Origin of the sequence: Marseilla massiliensis (assembly GCF_016899955.1) — a bacterium.
In the GTDB taxonomy this organism is placed as follows: domain Bacteria; phylum Bacteroidota; class Bacteroidia; order Bacteroidales; family Bacteroidaceae; genus Prevotella; species Prevotella intestinigallinarum.
Genome location: NZ_JACJJL010000030.1, coordinates 1 through 23,653, shown reverse-complemented (window position 1 = coordinate 23,653; position 23,653 = coordinate 1). Strand labels below are relative to the sequence as shown.

At 60.2% G+C, this 23,653-nt stretch carries 13 protein-coding genes; 12 read left to right on the top strand and 1 reads right to left on the bottom strand.

The features are described 5' to 3' along the window. The first annotated feature begins 749 nt into the window (after positions 1-749). The 4 genes from H6B30_RS13825 (at position 750) to H6B30_RS13810 (ending at position 8,195) form a co-directional block, all read left to right on the top strand. Entirely contained in the window at positions 750-3,290 is a 2,541-nt protein-coding gene (locus tag H6B30_RS13825) for a glycosyl hydrolase 115 family protein (protein WP_205111588.1), read from the top strand. Continuing rightward, entirely contained in the window at positions 3,287-6,091 is a 2,805-nt protein-coding gene (locus tag H6B30_RS13820) for a glycoside hydrolase family 2 TIM barrel-domain containing protein (RefSeq protein WP_205111586.1), read from the top strand. The genes H6B30_RS13825 and H6B30_RS13820 overlap by 4 nt, the downstream gene beginning before the upstream one ends. A 417-nt stretch (positions 6,092-6,508) precedes the next feature. Beyond that, the gene (kduI, locus tag H6B30_RS13815; protein WP_205111584.1) at positions 6,509-7,354 is read left to right on the top strand and encodes a 5-dehydro-4-deoxy-D-glucuronate isomerase; all 846 of its coding nucleotides are present in this window, start codon (positions 6,509-6,511) and stop codon (positions 7,352-7,354) included. A gap of 49 nt (positions 7,355-7,403) precedes the next feature. Continuing rightward, positions 7,404-8,195: a gluconate 5-dehydrogenase gene (locus H6B30_RS13810; RefSeq protein WP_394802236.1), complete on the top strand. Its 792-nt coding sequence runs from the start codon at positions 7,404-7,406 to the stop codon at positions 8,193-8,195. An 86-nt stretch (positions 8,196-8,281) separates the two neighbouring features. On the opposite strand, the gene H6B30_RS13805 is transcribed toward H6B30_RS13810, so the two are convergent. After that, positions 8,282-8,554: an HU family DNA-binding protein gene (locus H6B30_RS13805; protein ID WP_205111581.1), complete on the bottom strand. Its 273-nt coding sequence runs from the start codon at positions 8,552-8,554 to the stop codon at positions 8,282-8,284. Between the two features lie 228 nt (positions 8,555-8,782). Here H6B30_RS13805 and H6B30_RS13800 point away from each other — a divergent pair, with 228 nt between their 5' ends. From H6B30_RS13800 to H6B30_RS13765, 8 genes are all read left to right on the top strand, one after another. Next, a complete protein-coding gene (locus tag H6B30_RS13800) occupies positions 8,783-9,715 on the top strand; it encodes a rhomboid family intramembrane serine protease (protein ID WP_205111579.1) in 933 nt (310 codons plus the stop codon). Between the two features lie 9 nt (positions 9,716-9,724). After that, a complete protein-coding gene (locus tag H6B30_RS13795; RefSeq protein ID WP_205111577.1) occupies positions 9,725-10,807 on the top strand; it encodes an endonuclease/exonuclease/phosphatase family protein in 1,083 nt (360 codons plus the stop codon). A 112-nt stretch (positions 10,808-10,919) separates the two neighbouring features. Continuing rightward, complete coding sequence (gene secDF / locus H6B30_RS13790; protein ID WP_205111575.1) at positions 10,920-13,931, top strand: protein translocase subunit SecDF; 3,012 nt, start codon at positions 10,920-10,922, stop codon at positions 13,929-13,931. Between the two features lie 1,243 nt (positions 13,932-15,174). Then, the gene (locus H6B30_RS13785; protein ID WP_205111573.1) at positions 15,175-15,534 is read left to right on the top strand and encodes a BlaI/MecI/CopY family transcriptional regulator; all 360 of its coding nucleotides are present in this window, start codon (positions 15,175-15,177) and stop codon (positions 15,532-15,534) included. Between the two features lies 1 nt (position 15,535). After that, on the top strand, positions 15,536-17,368 hold the full coding sequence (locus tag H6B30_RS13780; RefSeq protein ID WP_205111571.1) for a M56 family metallopeptidase: 1,833 nt from the start codon (positions 15,536-15,538) through the stop codon (positions 17,366-17,368). A gap of 21 nt (positions 17,369-17,389) precedes the next feature. Beyond that, positions 17,390-18,013, top strand: coding sequence for a hypothetical protein (locus H6B30_RS13775; RefSeq protein ID WP_205111569.1), 624 nt, complete (start codon positions 17,390-17,392; stop codon positions 18,011-18,013). 124 nt (positions 18,014-18,137) lie between these two features. Next, the gene (locus tag H6B30_RS13770) at positions 18,138-20,948 is read left to right on the top strand and encodes an outer membrane beta-barrel protein (protein WP_205111567.1); all 2,811 of its coding nucleotides are present in this window, start codon (positions 18,138-18,140) and stop codon (positions 20,946-20,948) included. A 98-nt stretch (positions 20,949-21,046) separates the two neighbouring features. Then, positions 21,047-23,653, top strand: a 2,607-nt coding sequence (locus tag H6B30_RS13765) for an outer membrane beta-barrel protein (RefSeq protein WP_205111565.1), incomplete at its 3' end; no start/stop codon positions are given.

The following is a 23,653-nucleotide window of genomic DNA, read 5'->3' as shown; positions in this document are numbered from 1 at the left end:
GCATTGACTGTCTCTTTCTGCAATACGCTCCCCATGCCCCCAGGGTTTCCATGCCACCAAAACCATTGTCTTAACTCCTTGACTCCACATAACTCATTAACTTATAAAACAATTCATTGAATAATGCCACTGTTCCCCAACTCCCTGACTCCCTGTACGCTTAAGCACCCTATGTTTATCGGGTGGCCCGGCCCTACGGCCGCGCCCTGCAAAACGGCCCCCGCCAGGCCGCAAAACGGGCCGTACGGCCACCCCAAACGGCCCTTTTCGCAGGCCGACGGCGCCACCCCCGGCAAAGGCCTGCACCACAGGCAGATATGCAAGCAAGCGCCACCGGACAGCCGGCTGCCACGTAACACCCGCGGCGGCACCGCCGAATGCAACCGTTTGCATAGATTTTTACACCCTGGGATATTGCATGGCAGGCATGATTGTCGTATCTTTGCAGAAGACAAGGCGGCAACAGGCAATGTGCGACCAATGTTGCATCGCGCCCGTTTGCAATGCACTTGCGGAAGACAAGGAGGCAACAGGCACAGGGGCGACACGGCTCGCCACCACCCGGGCGCCATCGACACGGAAAGAAAGCCAACCAAGACAGACTGGCAAGCCACGGCCGCGGCCAAAGGGCGGGCCATTGCAACTGAAACAAACTGCTTAAGGGCCGGACAGGACAAAGCCTGAAAACGGCCCACCGCCACAGACGGTGGCGGCACATCGATATAAAACCAATAACTGATATTCTACAAATGACCAAACTGAAGACTATTGGAAGGACGGCACTTACAGTGCTGACGGTGGCCTCAATGACGACCGCGACGGCCGCCGAAGTTGAGTGGTACGACGGCACAAAGGCCGTGACTTACAGCGTGCAGAAAAATACCGACCCAGTGGTCGGCATAGCCCTGCAGATGTTTGCATCCGACATGGAGGCCGTGACAGGTCGCAAGGCCGTGGCCGCCCCCGAAAGCAGTGCCGCCATACGGCTGGTTGAGCTCGACAAGGCCACGTCGGCTGTGCGCAAGAAGCTGGAAAAGAACGGCGTGCCCGTCGACGAGCTTGAGGGCAAGACCGACGGGTTCCACATCTCGGTGGAAGGCAGCCAGGTGACCATCGTGGGCACCAACGGCCGAGGCACGGCCTACGGGCTGCTGGAGATGTCGCGCATGGCGGGTGTCAGCCCGTGGGTGTGGTGGGGCGACGTGGTGCCCGAGCGCAGGCAGAGGCTCACCATCGACAGCGAGTTTGAGACGCTGCAGGGAGCCTCGGTAGAGTACCGCGGCATATTCCTCAACGACGAAGACTGGTCGCTGCGCCCGTGGAGCTACGGCAACTACGAGCCGGGCAAGTTTGGCGAGATAGGGCCGAAGACATACAAGAAGGTGTTCCAGCTGCTGCTGCGCCTGCGCGCCAACGCCATCTGGCCCGGCATGCACACCGGCACCGTGGCGTTCTTCAAGATAAAAGGGGCAAAGGCCATGGCCGACAGCTGCGGCATAGCCATTGGCACGAGCCACTGCGAACCGCTGCTGAGGAACAACGTCGACGAGTGGGACACCAAGGAGCGCGGCCGCTTCAACTACATCACCAACAAAGACGCCGTGCAGCAGTACTGGATAGAGCGGCTCAATGAAGTGAAGGGCTCGGCCGGCGGCAACATGTTCACCATCGGCATGCGCGGCATACACGACGGCTCGATGGAGGGCGTGAAGACCATGGACGAGAAGTTCCAAGCCCTGCAGCAGGTGATAGACGACCAGCAGGAGCTGCTCGGCAAGTACATAGGCGACCCCGAGAAGCAGACGCAGGTGTTCGTGCCCTACAAAGAGGTGCTCGAGATATACGAGCGGGGGCTCAAGGTGCCCGACTATGTCACGCTGATGTGGTGCGACGACAACTACGGATACATGACACGCCTGTCTGACGAGGCCGAGCAGCGGCGCAGCGGAGGCGGCGGCGTATACTACCACCTTAGCTACTGGGGCCGCCCCCACGACTACCTGTGGCTCACCACCACCCAGCCGGGGCTGATATACAACGAGATGCGCGCCGCCTACGACCACAACGTGCGCAAGATATGGATAGTCAACGTGCACGACCCGAAGGTGGCCGGCTACGACCTCGAACTGTTCCTCGACATGGCATGGGACATCAACAGCGTCAGCGCCTCGACCATAGCCGACCACTACCGCGCATGGCTGTGCCGGCAGTTCGGCAACGAAGCCGGCAACAAGCTCTATCCCGCCATGCACGAGTTCTACCGCCTGTGCGGAGAGCGGCGGCCCGAGTTCATGGGGTGGAGCCAGACAGAGCTGTCGAAGGCCACCTTCGACCGCGGACTGAGCCCCGTGCGCAACACACAGTTCAGCACGACGGCCTTCGGAGGCGAGCTCGACAGGTACCTGGAGCGCTACGCCGGTGTGGCCAAGACGGTGGGCGAGGCCGAGGCCCTGGTGCGGCCCGAGCTCAAGGACGCCTATTTCGCAGCCATAAAGTACCCGGTGCTGGCAGCCGAGGCCCACGCCCGCAAGATGCTCGAGGCCCAGCGCGCACGCCAGATGGCCAACGGCAGCACCACGAAAGGCATGCTCGACAGCAACCCCGCGCTCTACACGGCCGTGGCCAAGAGCCAGAAAGCATACGAAGAAATAAGGAAACTGACGGAATACTACAATGAGAGAATGTCTGGTGGCAAGTGGAACCGCTCCATGAACATGCGGCCGCGCGACCTGCCTGTCCATGGAGCGCCACTGCTGCCCACCATGCTGACCGACGAAGAGGTTGACGAGTGGCTGGCGAAAGCCCCCGTCGGCAAGGCCCACCCGGTGGAAGCCGACGGCACCGTCACCCGCAACGCCTGCGACTACCAGCAGGCCACCGAGGGGGCGCAGCCCGTCGAGATGCTGGGCCACAGCATGAACGCCGTGGCACTGCCCAAGGGCGGCACGCTGACATACACGTTCACCACGGCTAAAGACGGCGACGCCGTGCTCCGCACAGCCCTCATACCGACACAACCCAACGACAAAGGCGACATAAGGTTCAGCGTAAGCGTCGACGGGGCCGAGCCCACCGTCTACACGCTGAAGGAGAAGTTCCGCTCGGAAGGCTGGAAGCAAAACGTGCTCAGGGGCCAGGCCGTGCGCACGCTGAAGCTGCCCGGGCTGGCGGCAGGCTCGCACAAGCTCGAGATAAAGGCCTTGGACAACCACATCGTGGTAGACCAGTGGATGGTTGACTACGACGCCGACCGAAAGTTCTACCTGTTCCCTACAACCGGCGAGAAATGAAACACAACATCATAACGCTTTCACTGTTGGGCTGCTGCGCCATGGCAGCAGCCCAAAACACTGAAGTACAGTATCTTTCTGGCCGCGACGCGTCGGCCACCGTCGAGTGGAAATTCTTCTGCTCGGCAGGCCAGAACAGCGGCAAGTGGCGCAAGATAGCCGTGCCCTCGTGCTGGGAGCAGCAGGGATTCGGCGAATACACCTACGGCAGGTGGTACAAGAAACCGGGCGGCAAGCCCAGCACCGAGACAGGGCGCTACCGCCACGAGTTCCGCGTGCCGGCCGCATGGCAGGGCAAGAAGGTAGAGATAGTGTTCGACGGCGTGATGACCGACGCCACGGTGAGCGTCAACGGCAAGACAGCCGGGCCCACCCACCGCGGGGCCTTCACGCGATTCGCCTACGACATAAGCCGGCTGATAGATTACGGAGGCAAGAACACGCTCGAGGTGACGGTGAAGAAACAGTCGGACGACAGCTCGGTAAACAACGCCGAACGGCGCGCCGACTGGTGGCTCTTCGGCGGCATCTACCGCCCGGTCTACCTGCGCGCGCTGCCCAAGACGCACATTGCCCACACCGGCATTGACGCAAAAGCAGATGGGACGCTCACGCTCGACCTCACCACAGAGGGCCTAGCCGACGGCTACAAGCTGGCCGCCTCGATAAGCCCCCTGCAAAGCCAAGCCGCCCAACAATCACCGCAAAAATCAGTCTCGCTGACTTCCGGGAAACGCCAGCGCGTGGCCTTGCGCTTCGATGGCGTGAAGCCATGGGACCCCGAGCACCCCAACATGTATGTGCTCACGCTCAGCCTCGTGGCGCCCGACGGCTCGGTGGCCCACCGCACAAGCGAGCGCGTGGGCTTCCGAACCATCGAGTTCCGACCGCGCGACGGCTTCTACCTCAACGGCACAAAGCTGAACATCAAGGGAGTGAACCGCCACTGCTTCTACCCGGAGACGGGGCGCACGCCCGACAAGAGGCGCGACATAGCCGACGTGCGCCTCATCAAGGGCATGAACGCCAACGCCATTCGCTCGCACTACCCGCCCGGAAGCCCCTTCCTCGACATCTGCGACTCGCTCGGGGTGCTATACTTCAACGAGCTGCCGGGCTGGCAGAACCATTACAGCACCGCCACCGGCACGCAGATACTGGGCGAGATGATGGCCGCCGAGGCCAACCACCCCTGCATCTTCGTCTGGGGCAACGGCAACGAGGGCGGCAACAACCTTAAGCTCGACCCGCTATTCGCCGAACTCGACCCGCAACGGCGCCACGTGGTGCACCCGTGGGCACTGTGGAACGGCGTCGACTGCCACCACTACCCGGCCTACCAGACCGGCGCCGGGCGGCTGCACAACGGCACCGAGGTGTTCATGCCCACCGAGTTCCTGCACAGCCAGTATGACAAGGGCGGCGGGGCGTCGCTCGACGAGTACTGGGCGCAGTGGTCACGCAACCCGCTCTTCGCCGGCGGCTTCATCTGGGCATGGGCCGACGAGGGCGTGATGCGCACCGACAGGGGCGACAGCATCGACACCGACGGCCCCAACGCACCCGACGGCATAGTGGGCCCGCACCGCGAGAAGGAGGGCAGCTGGTATACCATACGCGACGTCTGGTCGCCCATACAGATTGCTCCCATGACCGTCAGGCCGCAGTGGGACGGGCGCTTCAAGGTGGCCAACCGCTTCCTGTTCAGCCGACTCACCGAGTGCAGCATGAGCTACAGCGTGACCACGCTGCCCTCGCCTGCATCCGACAGGGGGCGCACCGTTGCCGAGGGCACCGTGGCGCTGCCCGACATCGCGCCGGGCGAGACAGGCACGGCCGCCATAACGCTGCCCGAAGGCTTTGCCGAGGGCGACGTGCTCACGCTGGTGGCCACCACGGCGGCGGGCGACACAATCAACACCTGGGCCTACCCCATGCGCTACGCCGACGAATACTATGCCTTGGCCAAGCCTGCGGCAGTGGCCGGACGGGCTGCCACGGCGGATGGCACAACCCTTGAGGGGGGCGGGGTGCGAGCCGAGTTCAACCCCGACGATGGCATGCTCAAGAGCGTCACCGTCGACGGAAAGGCGTTCCCCCTGTCAAACGGCCCGCTGCCCGTGGGCATGAAGATGAAGCTCAAGGGCATCACGGCCCGCCAGGAAGGCGCCGACGCGCTGCTGGTGATGCGCTACCAGGGCGCAGCCGACTCGATAGTGTGGCGCATGACGCCCGCAGGGGTGCTCGGCATGGACGCCGTGATACTCAACCGGCGCGACGGCGGCAAGTTCGGTGGCGAGTTCTTCGAACCCAAGGTGCGCAACCTCGGCTTCAGCTTCTCATACCCCGAAGAGGCAGCCAAGGGCGTGCGGTGGGTTGGCAAGGGCCCCTACCGCGTGTGGCGCAACCGCCTGCGCGGCCCGGTGTTCGGCCTGTGGCAGAAAGACTACAACAACACCGTGACCGGCGAGGGCTCCGGCAGGCTCGACTATCCCGAGTTCAAGGGCTACCACGCCAACGTCTACTGGGCCGAGATGCAGTCGGACACGGCACCGTTCAAGGTGTACAGCGAGACCGACGGGCTCTACCTGCGCCTGTTCACGCCCGAAGAGCCCAAGCACCGCAACGAGCGCACGATGCAGCCCTTCCCCGAAGGCGACATATCGTTCCTGCTCGAGATACCGGGCATGCGCTCATACAAGCCCATAGAGCAGCTCGGCCCCGAGGCGCAACCCAGCGGCATACGCATCAACAAGGGCGACGACGGGCTTAGGATAAAGCTCTGGTTCGACTTCAGGTGACGGCCGCCACAATGCGGCATAGGGCCCGGCAAGCGCCCGCCCCCGCCACGACACGCGGCAGGGGCGGGCGCTTTTTTCAACAATACGCGGCCCCCGACGGCCGCCACAAGGGCGCGGCAGCCCGGCAAACTGACACCACGGGGCCGAAAGCGGCCGCAAACGGCAGGCATGGTTGCAAACAACGGACAGAGCGACGGGCCTGACGGCGGCCTGCCACCATGGGCGGCCCGCCCACGGCAAGCCCACGGCGGGGCCACGGCGAAATGAAAACATATACTAAAAGTGAGGCCATTATTTTGCCATACGGCAAAAAAACAGTATCTTTGCCTTATGCTGGGGGCTGCAGGCGCAACCGACAGCCACGCACACAAGCGCTGAAACAAACAAAGACAACAGACATAAACAACAGCTAAGATTATGAAGACAAACTATGAGATTCGCTATGCGGCCCACCCCGAGGACGCAAAAAGCTATGACACCAAGCGCATCAGGCGCGACTTCCTCATCGAGCGCGTGTTCGCAGCCGACGAAGTGAACATGGTGTACTCCATGTACGACCGAATGATAGTAGGCGGGGCAATGCCTGTCAGCGAAGAGCTGAAGCTCGAGGCCATCGACCCGCTGAAGGCCGAATACTTCACCACGCGCCGCGAGGTGGGCATATTCAACGTCGGGCTGGGCGAAGGCACCGTTAAGGTGGGCAGCGAGACGTTCACCCTGGGCTACAAAGAAGCACTCTACATAGGCCGCGGCGACCGCGACGTGGTGTTCTGCAGCACCGACCCGCAGAAGCCGGCAAAGTTCTACTTCAACAGCGTCACCGCCCACAAGGAGTATCCCTGCAAGAAGGTAACCAAGGCCGACGCCGTGGTTGCACACATGGGCTCGCTCGAAATGAGCAACGAGCGCGACATCAACAAGATGCTCGTGAGCCAGGTGCTGCCCACATGCCAGCTGCAGATGGGCATGACCGAACTGGCGCCCGGCAGCGTATGGAACACCATGCCGGCCCACGTGCACAGCCGCCGCATGGAAGCCTACTTTTACTTCGAGGTGCCCGAGGAGCAGGCCGTATGCCACTTCATGGGGCAGGTGGACGAGACACGCCACATATGGATGAAGGGCGACCAGGCCGTGCTGTCGCCCGAATGGAGCATACACAGCGCCGCCGCCACCCACAACTACACATTCATCTGGGGCATGGGAGGCGAGAACCTCGACTACGGCGACCAGGACTTCTCGAAGATAACCGACCTCAAGTGACAACAACGCAAACAGCAACGGAAAGGAACAAAAGACAATGGAACCGATACTGAGCAAATTCTCGCTCGAGGGCAAGGTGGCCCTCGTCACGGGAGCGGCCTACGGCATAGGCTTCGCCATAGCCGAGGCATACGCCAACGCAGGCGCCAAGATAGCGTTCAACTGCCGCAGCCAGGAGCACATGGACAAGGCTCTGGCCGACTACAAGGCAAAGGGCATCGACGCCAAGGGATACATCTGCGACGTAACCAACGAAGAAGAGGTGAAGGCCATGGTGGCCGACATCGAGAAGGAGCTGGGCGTGATTGACATACTGGTCAACAACGCCGGCATCATCAAGCGCATCCCCATGACGGAGATGTCGGTCGAGGAATTCCGCCAGGTGGTAGACATCGACCTCAACGCGCCCTTCATAGTGTCGAAGGCCGTCATACCGGGCATGATAAAGAAAGGCCATGGCAAGATTATCAACGTCTGCTCGATGATGAGCGAGCTGGGCCGCGAGACCGTCTCGGCCTACGCTGCCGCCAAGGGAGGCCTGAAGATGCTCACACGCAACATCTGCTCTGAGTTCGGCGAGCACAACATACAGTGCAACGGCATAGGCCCGGGCTACATAGCCACACCGCAGACCGCGCCGCTGCGCGAGCGCCAGGCCGACGGCAGCCGCCACCCCTTCGACAGCTTCATAGTGTCGAAGACACCGGCAGCGCGCTGGGGAACACCCGAAGACCTAATGGGCCCGGCAGTGTTCCTGGCATCCGACGCCTCAGACTTCGTCAACGGGCACATCCTCTACGTCGACGGAGGCATACTGGCATACATCGGCAAGCAGCCATGACACGCCGCGGGCAGCAAGCCCGGGCATGAAAACACATCGGGCAGGCACTCTCACGAGTACCTGCCCGACGTTATTCTGGAGCACGATCAATTGATGGCATCGGCAAGCTCGGCACCTGCCTTGAACTTGACGAGCTTCTTGGCAGCAATCTGTATCTTCTCCTTTGTGGCCGGATTGATGCCTTCGTGAGCAGGGCGCTCGCTCACGCTGAATGTACCAAAGCCAACAAGTGAAACCTTGTCGCCTGCAACGAGTGCAGCCTGGATGGCCGATACCGCTGCCTCAAGCGCCTTCTTGGAGTCCGTCTTGGTCAGGCCTGAGCCTTCAGCGATCTTGTCGATTAATTCTGTCTTGTTCATAAACTTGATTTTTATTAAATAAATATGGTTGTAAATGAGGATTGCCCGATTTGTTCACGCAAATATAGGAGAAACAATTCAGAAAACAAACAAAAAATAAAAAAAAGTGAGTTTTTTGTTGAAAAAAGCCCCGAAACGCCCTTGTACAGTATAGTTTGACGGATATTTTTAGTAATTTTGCCCCCCGACAACAAGTATTCAACAACGAAACGACACAACGACACAGATATGTTTAATACACCCACAATCACAAAAAACCTGCTGATAATAAACGTGCTGGCATTCGTGGCCACACTGGTGTTCCCGAGCCTGGGCGACCTTGGCGGCCTTCACTTCTTCCTGGCCAGCGACTTCCACGTCTACCAGCTGCTCACCTACATGTTCCTCCACGCCAACTTCACCCACATACTCTTCAACATGTTTGCCCTGTGGATGTTCGGCCGCGTGATGGAAAGCGTGTGGGGCCCTAAGAAGTTCCTGTTCTACTACATCTCGTGCGGCATCGGCGCCGGCCTGATGCAGGAGATAGCCCAGTTCGTGCAGTTCTACCTCATCATGAAGGGCGAGTTCCCCATGGGCAGCATAGCCGACATCTTCGAGATTGGCAAGTACAACGCCATGTACCTCAATGCCTGGACCACCGTGGGCGCATCGGGCGCCATATATGCCATACTGCTCGCCTTCGGAATGACATTCCCCAACGAGCGCATATTCATCTTCCCGCTCCCGCTGCCCATCAAGGCCAAGTGGTTCGTCATCTTCTACGCAGCCATCGAGCTGCTATCGGCCGTCACCGCCTCGGGCGACGGCGTGGCCCACATGGCACACCTGGGCGGCATGCTCTTCGGCTTCCTCATGATACGCTACTGGCAGCGCCATCCCGGCGCCTACTACAGCAGGAGCAACGGCGCGCAGTTCTTCGAAAGCCTGAAGAACAAGTTCGACCAGTACCGCGAAAAGTACGACAGGGGCGGCCAAGGCAGCCACGGCGGCCCCCAGGGCGGCGCCACCCGGCATGAGACCGACTGGGAATACAACGCCAAGAAGAAAGCCAACCAAGACGAGATAGACCGCATACTCGACAAGATACGCAAGAGCGGATACGACAGTCTTACCAAGGAAGAGAAGCAGAAGCTGTTTGACAGCAGCAACAACGACTAACGACAGACGATGCTGAAGCAACTCAAGACATTCACAACCAACATGATAGCCGGGGCGAACATAGCCACCGGCATCATCATGTGGCTGGTGGGATTCTCCGACTACGCCAATCCCGCCACCCACCCATACATTGCCACGGCGGGCCTGGTGTTCCCGGTGCTGCTAGCCATCAACCTGGCTTTCCTCGTCTTCTGGCTCGTCTTCAAGTGGAAGATGGCCGTGATACCCATAGCGGCCTATGCCGCCGCCATAGTGCCCATACGAATATACATGCCCATCAACCCGGCGTCGGAGCCACCGCAGGGCGCCATCAAGGTGCTGTCGTACAACGTAAAGAACTACTCGGGGCTGCCGGGGCACGACAGGCCCTACGACGACATGGTCGACTACATCAGCCGGAGCAAGGCCGACATAGTGTGCTTCCAGGAAGACGTCGACGGCAGCGGCAAGATGAAGCCCAGGATGGACAGCCTATACGCACACACCGACACCACCTACGTGGGCGACGAGGCAAGGCGCAGCAACGCCCTGGGCATATACACCCGCTTCCCGATATTGCGCAAGGAGCGCATAGAATACGAGTCGACGGGCAACGGCAGCGTGGCCTACTACCTCAGGATAGGGCGCGACACAGTGCTCGTCATCAACAACCACTTCGAGAGCAACCACCTCGACCCCGACGAACGCCAGCGCTACAAAGACATGCTCAAGGGCGAGATGGCCCAGGACACGGCCCGGGCCGAGTCGAAGAAACTGATAAAGAAGCTCGGCGACGCAGCCAGGATACGCGCCCGACAGACCGACGCGGTGTATGCCTACATAAAGAGCCACGCCAACTATCCCACAATACTGTGCGGCGACTTCAACGACACGCCCATATCCTACACACGCCGAATGATGGCCAAAGACCTGACCGACTGCTACGTGGCCACCGGGCGCGGCATTGGTTTGTCGTATAATCAGAAGGGATTCTACGTGAGGATAGACAACATAATGTGCTCTTCGCACTTCAAACCGTTTGGCTGTAAGGTCGATAGCAAAATCAAGGCTTCCGACCACTATCCCATTTATTGTTGGCTTAAAATGAAATAAAAGGCGTGAAAAATGGCGATAAATTTTCAACAATGTAAAAAAAATGCTATATTTGCAAGCTAAAAATGGCATAACAGGGAAATAATAATTAAAAAATAACATAACAACAGAAATGCAAAACAAAGGAATTGTAAAGTTTATCACACTTCTGCTTGTGCTTGTGTGCATATTCTACCTCTCCTTCTCGTTTGTGACGCGCCATTATGAGAACAAGGCCGCTGCCATGGGAGAAGAGGCGGGGCAAGAATATCTCGACTCAATCATGAACGAGAAAGTGTACCTCGGCATCTACTCGCTGAAGCAGTGCCGCGAGATGGAAATCGGCCTCGGTCTCGACCTGAAAGGCGGTATGAACGTTGTCCTCGAGGTGTCGGTGCCCGACGTGATATCCGTGCTGGCCGACCACAAGACCGACCCGGCCTTCGTCAAGTCGATGAACGAGGCGAAGCAGGAAGAGGAGACCAGCCAGGACGACTTCATCTCACTCTTTGTCAAGAGCTACCATAAGAACGCCCCGGGCCACCGCTTGGCCGAAATCTTCGCCACGCAGCAGATGAAGGGCAAGGTAAGCACGCAGAGCACCGACGCCGAAGTGGAGCGTGCCCTGCGCGCCGAAGTGCAGTCGGCCGTTGACAACTCGTTCAACGTGGTGCGCAACCGTATCGACAAGTTCGGCGTGGTTCAGCCCAACATCCAGAAGCTTGAGGGCCAGACAGGCCGCATCATGGTCGAGATGCCCGGCATCAAGGAGCCGGAGCGCGTGCGCAAGCTCTTGCAGGGAAGCGCCAACCTTGAGTTCTGGGAGACATACAACAGCCAGGAGATAGTGCCGTCGCTGGCACAGCTCAACCAGCGTTTTGCAGCTCTCGACAGCACATCGGCCACAGCAGCACCCGCCGACACGGCAAAGGCCGACACTACGGCAGCCAAGGCCGGGGCGGACAAGGGCTCGCTCGCAGCAGCGCTGGCCGCCAAGGGCACTGCCAAGAAGGCCGGCAGCAAGGCCGCCGACGCCCAGGCCGAGCAGATACGCAGGCAAAACCCGCTCTTCTCGGTGTTCCAGCCTATGCAGGGCAACGCCCTCAGCGTGGTGGGATATGCCGTTGCGCGCGACACGGCCGACGTCAACAAGATAATCTACTCTGACATTGCACGCCAGGTGCTGCCCTCCGACCTGAAGCTGGTATGGAGCGCCAAGCCCGTCGACTTCGACAAGACAGGCACCATCTATGAGCTCCACGCCATCAAGGTGACCGAGCCGTCAGGGCGCGCACCGCTCGAGGGCAACGTGATTACCACCGCCCGCGACGGCTTCACCCAGATGGGACAGCCCTGCGTGACCATGCAGATGAACAGCGACGGCGCACGCCGCTGGGCACAGCTCACCAAGGCCAACATCAACCGCGCCATTGCCATAGTGCTCGACAACAGCGTCTACAGCGCACCGAGGGTAAACGGCGAGATATCCGGCGGCAACTCCGAGATAACCGGAAACTTCACAATCGAGGAGACGAAAGACCTTGCCAACACGCTCAACTCTGGCAAGATGCCCGCCCCGACCCGCATCGTGCAGGAAGAGGTGGTGGGCCCGTCGCTCGGCATGGAGTCGATACAGCAAGGCTTCGTGTCGTTCATCATAGCCTTCGTGCTGCTCATGATCTACCTCATCATCCTCTATAACGTCATACCGGGCATGCTGGCCAACCTGGCCCTGCTGTTCAACCTGTTCTTCACGCTGGGCATCATGACCTCGTTCCAGTCGGTGCTCACCATGCCGGGCATTGCCGGATTGCTGCTCTCGCTGGGTATGGCCGTCGACGCCAACGTGCTCATCTACGAGCGCGCCAAGGAGGAGCTTGAGACAGGCATAGGCGTGAAGGAAGCCATCAACCGCGGTTACACCAACGCCTTCTCGGCCATCTTCGACTCCAACCTCACGTCAATCATCACCGGTGTCATACTGTTCGTGTTCGGCACAGGCCCCATCCGAGGCTTTGCCACCACAATGATTATCGGCTTGTGCTGCTCGTTCTTCACGGCAGTCTACATGACCCGCATCGTCTACGACCATCAGCTCAAGCGCGACAAGTGGCTCAACCTCACGTTCACCACTGCCATTTCGCGCAACATGATGAAGGACACCAAGATCAACTTCATGGGCAAGTACAAGAGCTCGTTCGCCATCTGGGGCATCGTAGCGCTCGTGTTCATAGGCAGCTTCGTGGTGCGCGGCTTCAGCCGGAGCATCGACTTCACCGGCGGACGCAACTATGTGCTGCAGTTTGAGAAGCCCGTGTCGCCCGAACAGGTGCGCGAGGTTCTGCAGGGTGCCTTCGGCGAGTCTACGTTCAGCGCCATAGCCCTCGGCACCGACGGCCACACCATCCGCATCTCCACCAACTACAAGATAGAGTCTAACGACCCCAACGTGGACAGCGAGATAGAGAACATACTCTACAAGGAGCTGTCGGCCGACGGGCTCGTCACCCAGAAGAGCGTCGAAGCCTTCAAGAACCCCGACATACGCGAGGGAGGCTCTATCATAAGCAGCTCAAAGGTGGGGCCGGCCATAGCCAAGGACATCACATACGGTGCAATAGTCAGCGTGGTGATAGCCATCATAGCCATCTTCCTCTACATACTGTTGCGCTTCCGCAACGTGGCGTTCTCGCTGGGCTCTACGGTGGCCCTGGCCTTCGACACGCTCTTCGTGCTCGGCGTCTACTCTCTGCTCTGGGGAATGGTGCCCATGTCGCTCGAGATAGACCAGACGTTCATCGGAGCCATCCTGACCGTCATCGGTTACTCAATCAACGACAAGGTGGTGGTGTTCGACCGCATACGCGAGAACATGCACCTCTACTCCAAGCGCAACCTGTGGGACTTGTTCAACGACTCGCTGAACCAGACGCTGGCCCGTACCATCAACACCGGCTCGTCAACGCTGCTCGTGCTGCTCGTCATCATCTTCTTCGGAGGTGAGAGCATACGCAGCTTCTCGCTGGCAATGATACTCGGCATCGTGTTCGGTACGTTCTCGTCGATATTCATTGCAGCCCCCGTGGCCTACTTCACCATAGGCAAGGGCAGGCGCAATGCCGACAAAGAGATTGCCAAGGCATAAAAAATTGCGAATAACTAATACGATTTATATATAACTGTGGCGGCCGCTCTATGTGAATAGGGCGGTCGTTTTTTTATGCCATACCGGCCATGGCACGGCTTAGCGACCCGGTGATGCCGCCGCCCTGAGGCCAGCCCATTTTGCCGAAGGGGCAGCCGTATGCGCAGAGTCCGGGCTGCACAGGCATTCAAGCCAACGTGATGAAATGCCCGGGGCGCTAATAAGCAGCTGTTCAAAATCAACAGATACAATTGACTTTGCATGTGCAATCTATATATTTGCCACCATCTTGTGCACTCTTTCGGCTCGCATACCAATGCCTCATAGGTAGCGCAGCCCGCCACTATCTCTCGCGGACTTTGGCATGCGGCCCGAAAGAGCGCACAATTTGATGGCAATTAGTTTTGAACACCTACTTACTCCATTTTTGCAAAGATTAATGCCGGCAGTCGGGCAGATGCGAGAAGTTAGAATGAATTAGAGGAGTTAGAGGGAGTTACGATGAGACATGTGGTGCTGGTGGACATCAACTGCGAAAGCCGCCGGCCGCCAACCCCGGGCCACCGCAAGGAAGCCCAACTCACGCTGACCACCCGTGACTACCCGGCAACTTGCAGACATCCACATTGCACAGCATCTTTACACGGCTGACATCACCGAAGGCCGCCCAACGGACTGTGGCTGCCATCACGCCCGACACCACGCAGACTCATGCCCTGCCGGGGTGATTGACGAGCGGCAAACCGACGGCAGGGCCTCGGCGGCCAACTGCCGTGCAGACCGGACTGAGCGACCCCAAACCCCAAACTGGCCAAACGGCCGTGCAATACGGGCTGTTTCACACTGCAATACAGGCCGTTTGGCAGTGCAAAACGGCCTCCGCCGCAAGCCTGCTGCCACCAAGCCTGCAACTGCCTGTGGCTCAGCGGCTCTGCCCACCGGCCGGGGCGGGCGGCTGATGGATGGGTACGCAAAATGCCGCGAACGCGGTTTTCAACTAAAACAATAGTTAAATAATCGGCCGGAAACTTGGAAGCTATTGATAAATTAACTATATTTGCAGTCGAAAAGACCAACAGGCAAAACCTTCAGGCCACAGGTTTGCATGCCACGAGTCAGCAGCGCCGCATGGCAATCCACCCCGGCCGGCATATCCGCACGGCCACCCAAAGGCCACAGCGCAGCCTGGCCGCCACTAACAACAGACAAGAAACAAACCAATACGACTTAAAAACCAAAGGCAATGGAGAGACTGACTGCAAAAGAAGAGAGCATCATGGAGATGATATGGCAGATAGGAAGCTGCACGCCCAAAGACGTGCTCGCAATGATGCCCGAGCCCCGCCCGCACATCAACACGGTGTCGACGATAATCCAACTGCTCGAGAAGAAAGGCTACCTCACCCACCGCCCCCACGGCAGGGGCTACCTCTACATACCCGCAGTGAAGAAAGAGAACTACGGACGGCGCAAGTTTGAGTCGTTTGTAAGCCGCTATTTCGGCAACTCCTACATGAACGTGGTGTCGGCGCTTGTCAAGGAGGAGAAGGTGAGCGAGAAGGAACTGATAGACTTTGTCGACAAACTGAAACGCGAGAAATAACATGGCAGCAGCTATAATCTACATCATCAAGTGGGCGGTGGCACTCACGCTGTTCCACTCGCTCTACGGTCTCTTCATGCGCCGCGAGACGTTCCACGCGCTCAACCGCGCCGTGCTTATTTTCATCCTCGTCGCCTCGGCTGCACTGCCGCTGTGCCACATCGAGACTTCAAGGCCCAGCCCAATAGCCGAGGCCACGGCCAGTGCCGAGACTTTCATCATCGAGCAGGCCTACGACGAGCCCGCAACCACAGCCGCCACAACCACGCAGCCACCGCGGCTGGCACTGTGGCCCCGACTGCTGGCCATGGCCTACGCCGCCGGCGTGGCCGTGGGCTGGCTGGCCTACATGCGCTCGCTGGCCTCGCTCTGGCTGCTCATGGCGCGCAGCAGGCGCATACGCACCGCCGTGGCGCCCCGGGGCGCGTCCGTGCTGGTGTCGGGCCGCATCACCGTGGCCTGCAGCTGGATGCGCTGGGTGATACTGCCCGAGGGGCTCGAAGGGCGGCAGCTGCGCTCGGTGCTCACCCACGAGCTGTCGCACGTGCGCCTGGGCCACTCGTGGGACATGCTGCTCTGTGAGTTCACGGCTCGCATGCTGTGGTTCCTGCCGTCGGCATGGCTGCTGCGCAAAGACCTCAGAGACGTACACGAATACCAAGCCGACAGCCACGTGCTGGCCAGCGGCATTGACAGCGACAGCTACCTGCGACTGCTCATAGCCGCAGCCGCCGGCAGCAGCGCAAGCCCGGCAGCCAACGCCTTCAACCACAGCCCCATCAAGAAGCGGCTCTACATGATGTGCCGCAAGCCATCGGCCAAGGCCGCGGCGCTCAAGGCGGCCTACCTGCTGCCCATCGTCGGCATGGCCGTGGCGGCCTTTGCCCGGCCCACAATAGTGGCCGACATCGGGCAACGGCTGGAAACAGAGCAGGCTGCCGCACCGCTGCTGTCGCCCAAGGCGCTCAACGAGGCCGTGGCCGGGGCCACAGCGCAACCGCCCGCCAAGGCCGCCGAGCCCGGCACGCCGGCCGTCGCCGAGCCTCAACCGGAACCGGTGGCCGAGCCCGCCCCGGCCGAAGACTTCTCTACCGACCGCGCCATCCATGTGGTAGACAGCATAGCGCAAGGTATGGGCATGAGCAAGATAGGCAGCGGCACATACCTGCGCAGGGCTGAAGGCAGCATCCACGCCGACACCATACGCATAGGCGAAATCTACCTCGACGGCAGTTTCCTGCTCAGGTTCAACAAAAACGCCGCTGCCAAGCCCACGCGCCGCAGCGGCGGGCAGGGCAACGCCCAGACCTTCAACGTGCTCATCAAGCGGGGCGGGCCTACGGGCTACACCTGCGCCGGCTTCTCACCTGTCGGCGGCGACGGCCCGGCCAAGCCGGCCGACAAGCCACAAGCGGCCCCGGGCAAGCCTGTGCGCGAGCTCGCCGACACCGAGATTGTGCCGCTCACACTGGGTGAATACCGCCGCATGCGCCACAAGTTCTGGATTGAGAGGCACGACGGCGAGACCCATCTCGTGATGCTCAAGTATGTGGAAAGCGACCGGCAGCTGTTCCGGCTCGACGGAGTGACGCGCTACATCGAAGACCGCGACACGGGCGACCGATACATGTGCCGTGGCATCGTGGGCTACGGCAAGACGCAACTCGAGGGATACATCACCGGGCGCAAAGGCTCGATAGTGGCGTTCACGCTCGTTTTCCCGCCGCTCGACAAGCATGTAGAGAACATAGCGGTGCGCAAGCAGGGCGAAAGGTCGGTGATACCGGCACGACTGGACGACGTGATGCGCCGGCCGGCAAAGATAATAAGATGACACTTTAACAAACCCACTGAAATGACAAACCTACTGACACGACTGGCCCTCGCGGCCGCCACTGCCGCCATGATGTGTGCCTGCGCCGCCTCGCGGCAGGCCGCATACGACCCGAGACCCGACAACATCGAGCCGAAACTCACGCAGCCGCAGGCCGAAAACTACAACATCGACGACACAAAGACTTTCGCCCGATACAGCTACCCATACTCCGTGACGAGACCGGCCGGCCTGAGACTGTTCCACTCGGCCTACTATCAGCTGTACCGGACGAAGGATGCCACGTACGTAACTGCCACATACGCGCATAACGACCGCAAGTTCTACTACTTCAACTCGGGCTGCACCATCATCGACAGCGACACCGGCGACCAGTACATGCTGCGCCGCCTGGAGTATTTCCCCACCGATACTTTCTTCTGGATTGATGCTATCGACGGCAACTTCGTGCGCTTTGTGCTCGTCTTCCCGCCGCTGCCGGACAACGTGGAGACCGTAGACTTCTTCATGCCGAGCAGCCCCGAGCGGCGCTATTTCAACGGAGAGGCCATGAGCGAGCGCGGCCTCAGCGTGAAAAAGCTGCGCAAAGACGTGGACAAGACGTACAGGCAAACTCCGCTTAAGCGCGGACGCATCATCTACTGACGCCCAGACCGACGGCCGCAACGCGCAATCCTCCATAGCCATGCACGCCCCCTCACCGGGCCCCGGCAACAGCCTTGGGGCTCCGGCAGGCGGAGATTATCAACCATAAAAATGCTAACAGGACATGAACAGACTGCTCTACATCATCCTCGTTGCCGCACTTGCGGCAGCAATGCCATCGGCCGCGCATCCCGACGGTGGCAAGAAAGCCAAGGCAGATTCAGTATATATCGGCGGCGAAGTCTACGACTCGTTCACCAAGGCGCGCATTAAGGCCGTGGTGACCATCACGAGCGAAGACTCCGCCCTGGCCAAGACAGACACATGCTACATCTGGCGGACAAGCTCAAGCTTCGGCTTCCGCGTGCCGAAGCGCCCCATGCGCTACTTCATCCGCGCCGAGGCCGAGGGCTACAAGACCATAACCGACACCTTCGACCTGAAGCCGCGGGGGCGCAAGGGCTATTACGCCATACCCCGGCTGCTCATGAAGCGCGGGCGCGACGACATATACAAGGACGTGGGGCTCAACGAAGTGGTGGTCCGCGGCACGCGCGTGCAGATAGCATACCGCGGCGACACCATCGTCTACGACGCCTCGGCGTTCAACCTCCCCGAGGGTTCGATGCTCGACGGGCTCATCCGCCAGATGCCAGGGGTGGAGCTCAAGGACAACGGCGACATATACGTCAACGGCAAGAAGGTTGACTACTTGCTGCTCAACGGCAAGGACTTCTTCAAGGGAAAGAACAAGGTGATGCTGGAAAACCTGCCTTATTTCACCGTGAAAAACGTCAAGGTGTATGACAAGAGCACCGAGAAAAGCGAGGCACTGGGCCGCGAGGTCGAGGCAAAGGACTTCGTGATGGACGTCAACCTGAAGCGGGAGTACGCCCGGAGCTACATTGCCAACGCCGAGGCGGGCGCCGGAACAGACAACCGCTGGGCCGCCCGCGCCTTCGGGCTCTACTTCGACGACCATACGCGCGTGGCCGTTTTCGGCAACGCCAACAACGTCAACGAGAACCGGCAACCCGGCAGCGACGGCGACTGGTCGCCCGCCAAGATGCAGCGCGGGCTGCTCTCCACCAAGCAAGCGGGGCTCAGCCTGCAGACCGAAGACAAGGACAAGCGCATCAAGGACAACTTCGACGCCCTCGTCAGATGGAACGACTCGGACAACGAGCGCCACAACTCTGTTGAGACATTTGCCTCAGACGGCAACATAGTGCGCGGCAGTTCGGCCTTCAACCGCAACAAGGACTTCAACCTGAACATCAACAACTACCTGACGTTGCCCAAGCTCCACATCTACAGCTACGTCAACCTCGACTACACAAACAGCAGCAACACCTCGTGGAGACGCGACTCAACGCTGCGCGACACGCTCACCAACCGCTCGTGGAGCGAAGGCCTCGGCCGCTCGCGCCAGCTCTATTTCTTCGGCTATACGGGCTGGTCGCAGCCACTGCCGTGGGGCGACTATCTCGTGCTCTTTGCCGACTACTCGTACAGCAGGCGCCGCCCCGCCGAGGACTTCAGCCTCACCGGCACACAATATGCCACCGACGGCACCACCGACCGCCGCAACAACTACGCCGACACGCGCTCTGATAGCTACTCATACCACCTCGGTCTCAGCTATGACTTTGCCTTGCCCGACAACTGGTCGGTGCGCCCCGGAGTGTCATACGGCCAGAATCGCGACATAAACGACAACGCCCGCTATCGCCTCGACCGCCTCGCCAGCGACCGCTACGACGAACTTGGCCTGCTGCCGTCCACGCGCGACTCGCTGCTGCTGGCCTTAGACGCCGACAACAGCGCCTATACCAACGTGCTCACGCGGTCGTATGGCACGCATCTGGAAATCATGCACCCCATGGCCAAGAGCTATGTCTATGTGCAGCTGCCGTTATATTTCAGGCGCGAGGGAATGCACTACCGAAGCGGCGGGCTCGACACCGTGGCCTCACGCTCATACACCGACTTCGAGCCTTATGCACAGATGGAGTTCAGCAAAGGCAAAAACAAGTTTGAACTGAACTACCGCATGCGCGTCACCCAGCCCGAGTTCCAGTCGCTCATGCCCTCCGACGACACCACCGACCCGCTGGCCCTGCGCATCAACAACCCCGACCTGAAGGCCATCACGCGCCACTGGCTGGGCGGAAAGGCCACGTTCCGCTGCGACTCCATAGACCTTACGTGGTACGCCGGGGCCCAGACCTACATCGTGCGCAACGACTTCGGCACACGCACCACATACAACTCGCAGACCGGCGCATACACTTATATAGACGACAACGTGGACGGCAACTGGGACTTCGAACTCAATGGAGGGCTCAACGGCACGTTCGACAAGAAGCGGCGGCTGCGCTATGTCTTCGACGCGAGCGTGAAATACATTCACAGCGTAGACTTCGACGTGGCCTACGACACCTCGGCCGACGTGCTCAGCACGGTCGAGACAATGCGCACCAACCTCAACCTGAACCTCACTTACACGCTGGGAAAGCTCACGGCGGGCCTCGCGGGCAAGCTCACGGCACGCAACAGTCGCAGCGACCGGCAAGGCTTCGAAGCCATAAACGCCTACGACTACCAGTATGGAGCAAACCTGAAGTACACCATACCCGTGCTCAACCTCGACCTGTCGACCGACTTCAACGTGTTCAGCCGCCGCGGATACGGCAGCGCCGAGATGAACACCGACGACCCGGTGTGGAACGCCCAGCTCTCGAAGTCGTTCTTCAAGGGCAGTCTCGTGGCCAAGCTCACGGCCTACGACCTGCTCCACCAGCTGTCCACCAAGAGCTACTCCATCAACGCCCAGGGCCGCACTGAGACGCGATACAACTGCATTCCGCGCTACTTAATGTTCTCATTGGCATATAAATTCACAAGGAAAGCGAAACAAAACGATAAAAATTAACATACGGAAAGACAATTGCCAGTATGATTATAATATTTAAATGAATTTCACGTTGTATTGACATGAATACCAAAATTTATTTAACAATCATATTGACAATGCTGCTTGCCGTTGCAATGCCAGCCATGGCGAATGGCGCCGGACGGCCCGCAAAGAAGGAGCGCACGGTGTTTCTCGGCGGCGAAGTTTACGACTCGTTCACCCGCACACGCGTAAAGGCCGTGGTGACGCTGCTGAACGCCGACTCGGCCACCGCCGACACAGACACGTGCGACCTGTGGCGGACATTCGCGAGCTTCGGTTTCACGGTGCCGCGACGCCCTGCCCGCTACGTGCTGAAGGTAGAGGCCGAGGGCTACGAGACGGCCTTTGTGCCCTACGACATGCAACCCCGCGGCCGCAAGGCCGAATACCTGGTGCCCACCATACACATAAAGCGCGCCCAAAACGACATATATAAAAATGTGGGGCTCGACGAAGTGGTGGTCAGCGGCACGCGCGTGCAAATAGCATACCGCGGCGACACCATCGTCTACGACGCCTCGGCGTTCAACCTGCCCGACGGTTCGATGCTCGACGCGCTAATCCGCCAGATGCCCGGGGTGGAGCTCAAGGACAACGGAACGATATATGTGAACGGCAAGAAGGTGGACTACCTGCTGCTCAACGGCAAGGAATTCTTCCGCGGCAAGAACAAGGTGATGCTCGAAAACCTGCCTTACTTCACCGTAAAGGAAATCAAGGTGTACGACAAGAGCACCGAGCGCAGCGAGATGCTCGGGCGCGACATAGAGCCTAAAGACTTCGTGATGGATGTCAACCTGAAGCGTGAGTACGCCCGGAGCTACATTGCCAACGCCGAGGCGGGGGCCGGAACAGACAACCGCTGGGCCGCCCGCGCCTTTGGGCTCTACTTCGACGACCGGCGCAGGGTGGCCGTATTCGGCAACGCCAACAACGTGAACGAGGACCGGCGGCCCGGCAGCCGGGGCGACTGGTCGCCCGCCAAGATGGAGCGCGGGCTGCTCGCCACCAAGCAGGCGGGGCTGAGCCTGCAGACCGAGACGAGGGAGAAGCGCGTGATGAACGACCTCGATGCCACCGTGACGTGGAGCGACGCCGACAACGAACGGCACAACGCCACCGAGACCTTCGCCGCCGCCGGCAACATATTCGGCGGCAGCTCATCGTTCAGCCGAGCCAAGGATTTCAACACTTCCGTAAGCGACTTCCTGCGCTTGCGCAAGCTCCACATACAGAGCCGAAACGCATTGCATTACACCAACAGCCGAAACACAGCATGGGGCAGCGACTCTACGATGCGCGACACGCTGCTCAACCGCTCGTGGAGCGACGGTCTGGGCCGCTCGCGGCTGCTGTCGCTGAACGGCATCACCATGTGGTCGCAACCACTGCCGTGGGGCGACATACTCTCAATAGACGCACAATACATGTGGCAGAAGCGCACTCCCGACGAGCTGTTCGGCCTCAGCGGCACGCAGTATGCCGCCTCGCTGCCTGCCGACCGCCGCAACTACTACACCGATGCCGCCGACGAGAGCTACAGCTACTCGATAGAACTGGGCTATATGTTTGCCCTGCCCAAGGGCTGGTACGTGGAGCCCAACTTCACTTACGGGCAAGACTGGCACTCGGCATCCACGAGCCGCTACCGCCTCGACCGCCTCGGCGAGGGCTGGACGGACGCGACGGGCCTGCTGCCCTCGACCCGCGACTCGCTCCTGATGGCCTTCGACTGGGACAACAGCGACTGGGGCAACTCGCTGACGCGCTCATACTCGGGAGAGGTGTCAATACAGAAGAGCACCGACAACATGGAGTTCTTCCTCTCCCTGCCCGTAAAGCACAGCCGCGAGAGGCTGCATTACAACGACTACTCGGTAGACACCGTGGCCACGCGCTCCTACACCGAGTTCAGCCCATGGCTTGAATACCGCTACAACAAGGGCCGCCAGCGCCACGAGCTGTCATACCAGATGCGGGTGGCGCAGCCCGAGTTTACGGCGCTCATGCCCGGCGACGACACCACCAACCCGCTCGCCCACATAGTGAGCAACCCCGACCTGAAGGCCCGCACCGACCACAGGCTGTCGTGGCAGACCACGCTGCGCTGCGACTCGGCGCGGCTAACGTGGTACGTGGGGGCCGACGCCACCTTCACCCACGGGGCATGGGGCGTGCGCACCACCTACGACACGCAGACCGGGGCATACACCTATACCGACGACAACGTTGACGGCAACTGGCAGACGGCAGTGAAGCTCGGGGTCAACGGCGCCCTCGACAGCAAGCGGCGGCTGCGCTATGCCGTAGGCGCCGCCACCGAATACGTGCACAGCGTAGACTTCGCCGTGGCCTACGACACGCCGTCCGACGACCTGAGCCGGGTCAACACCGTGCGCACGGGCCTCGACATGAGCCTCACCTACACCCTGGGCAAGCTCACGGCGGGCCTTGCCGGCAAGTATGCCTCGCACCACAGCCGCGGCGACCGCGCCGGTTTCAAGCCCATCGACGCGTTCGACTATCAGTACGGGGCCAGCCTGACATACACCATCCCCGTGGTCGACATCGACCTGTCGACCGACTTCAACGTGTTCAGCCGCCGCGGATACGGCAGCGCCGAGATGAACACCGACGACCCGGTGTGGAACGCCCAGCTCTCGAAGTCGTTCTTCAAGGGC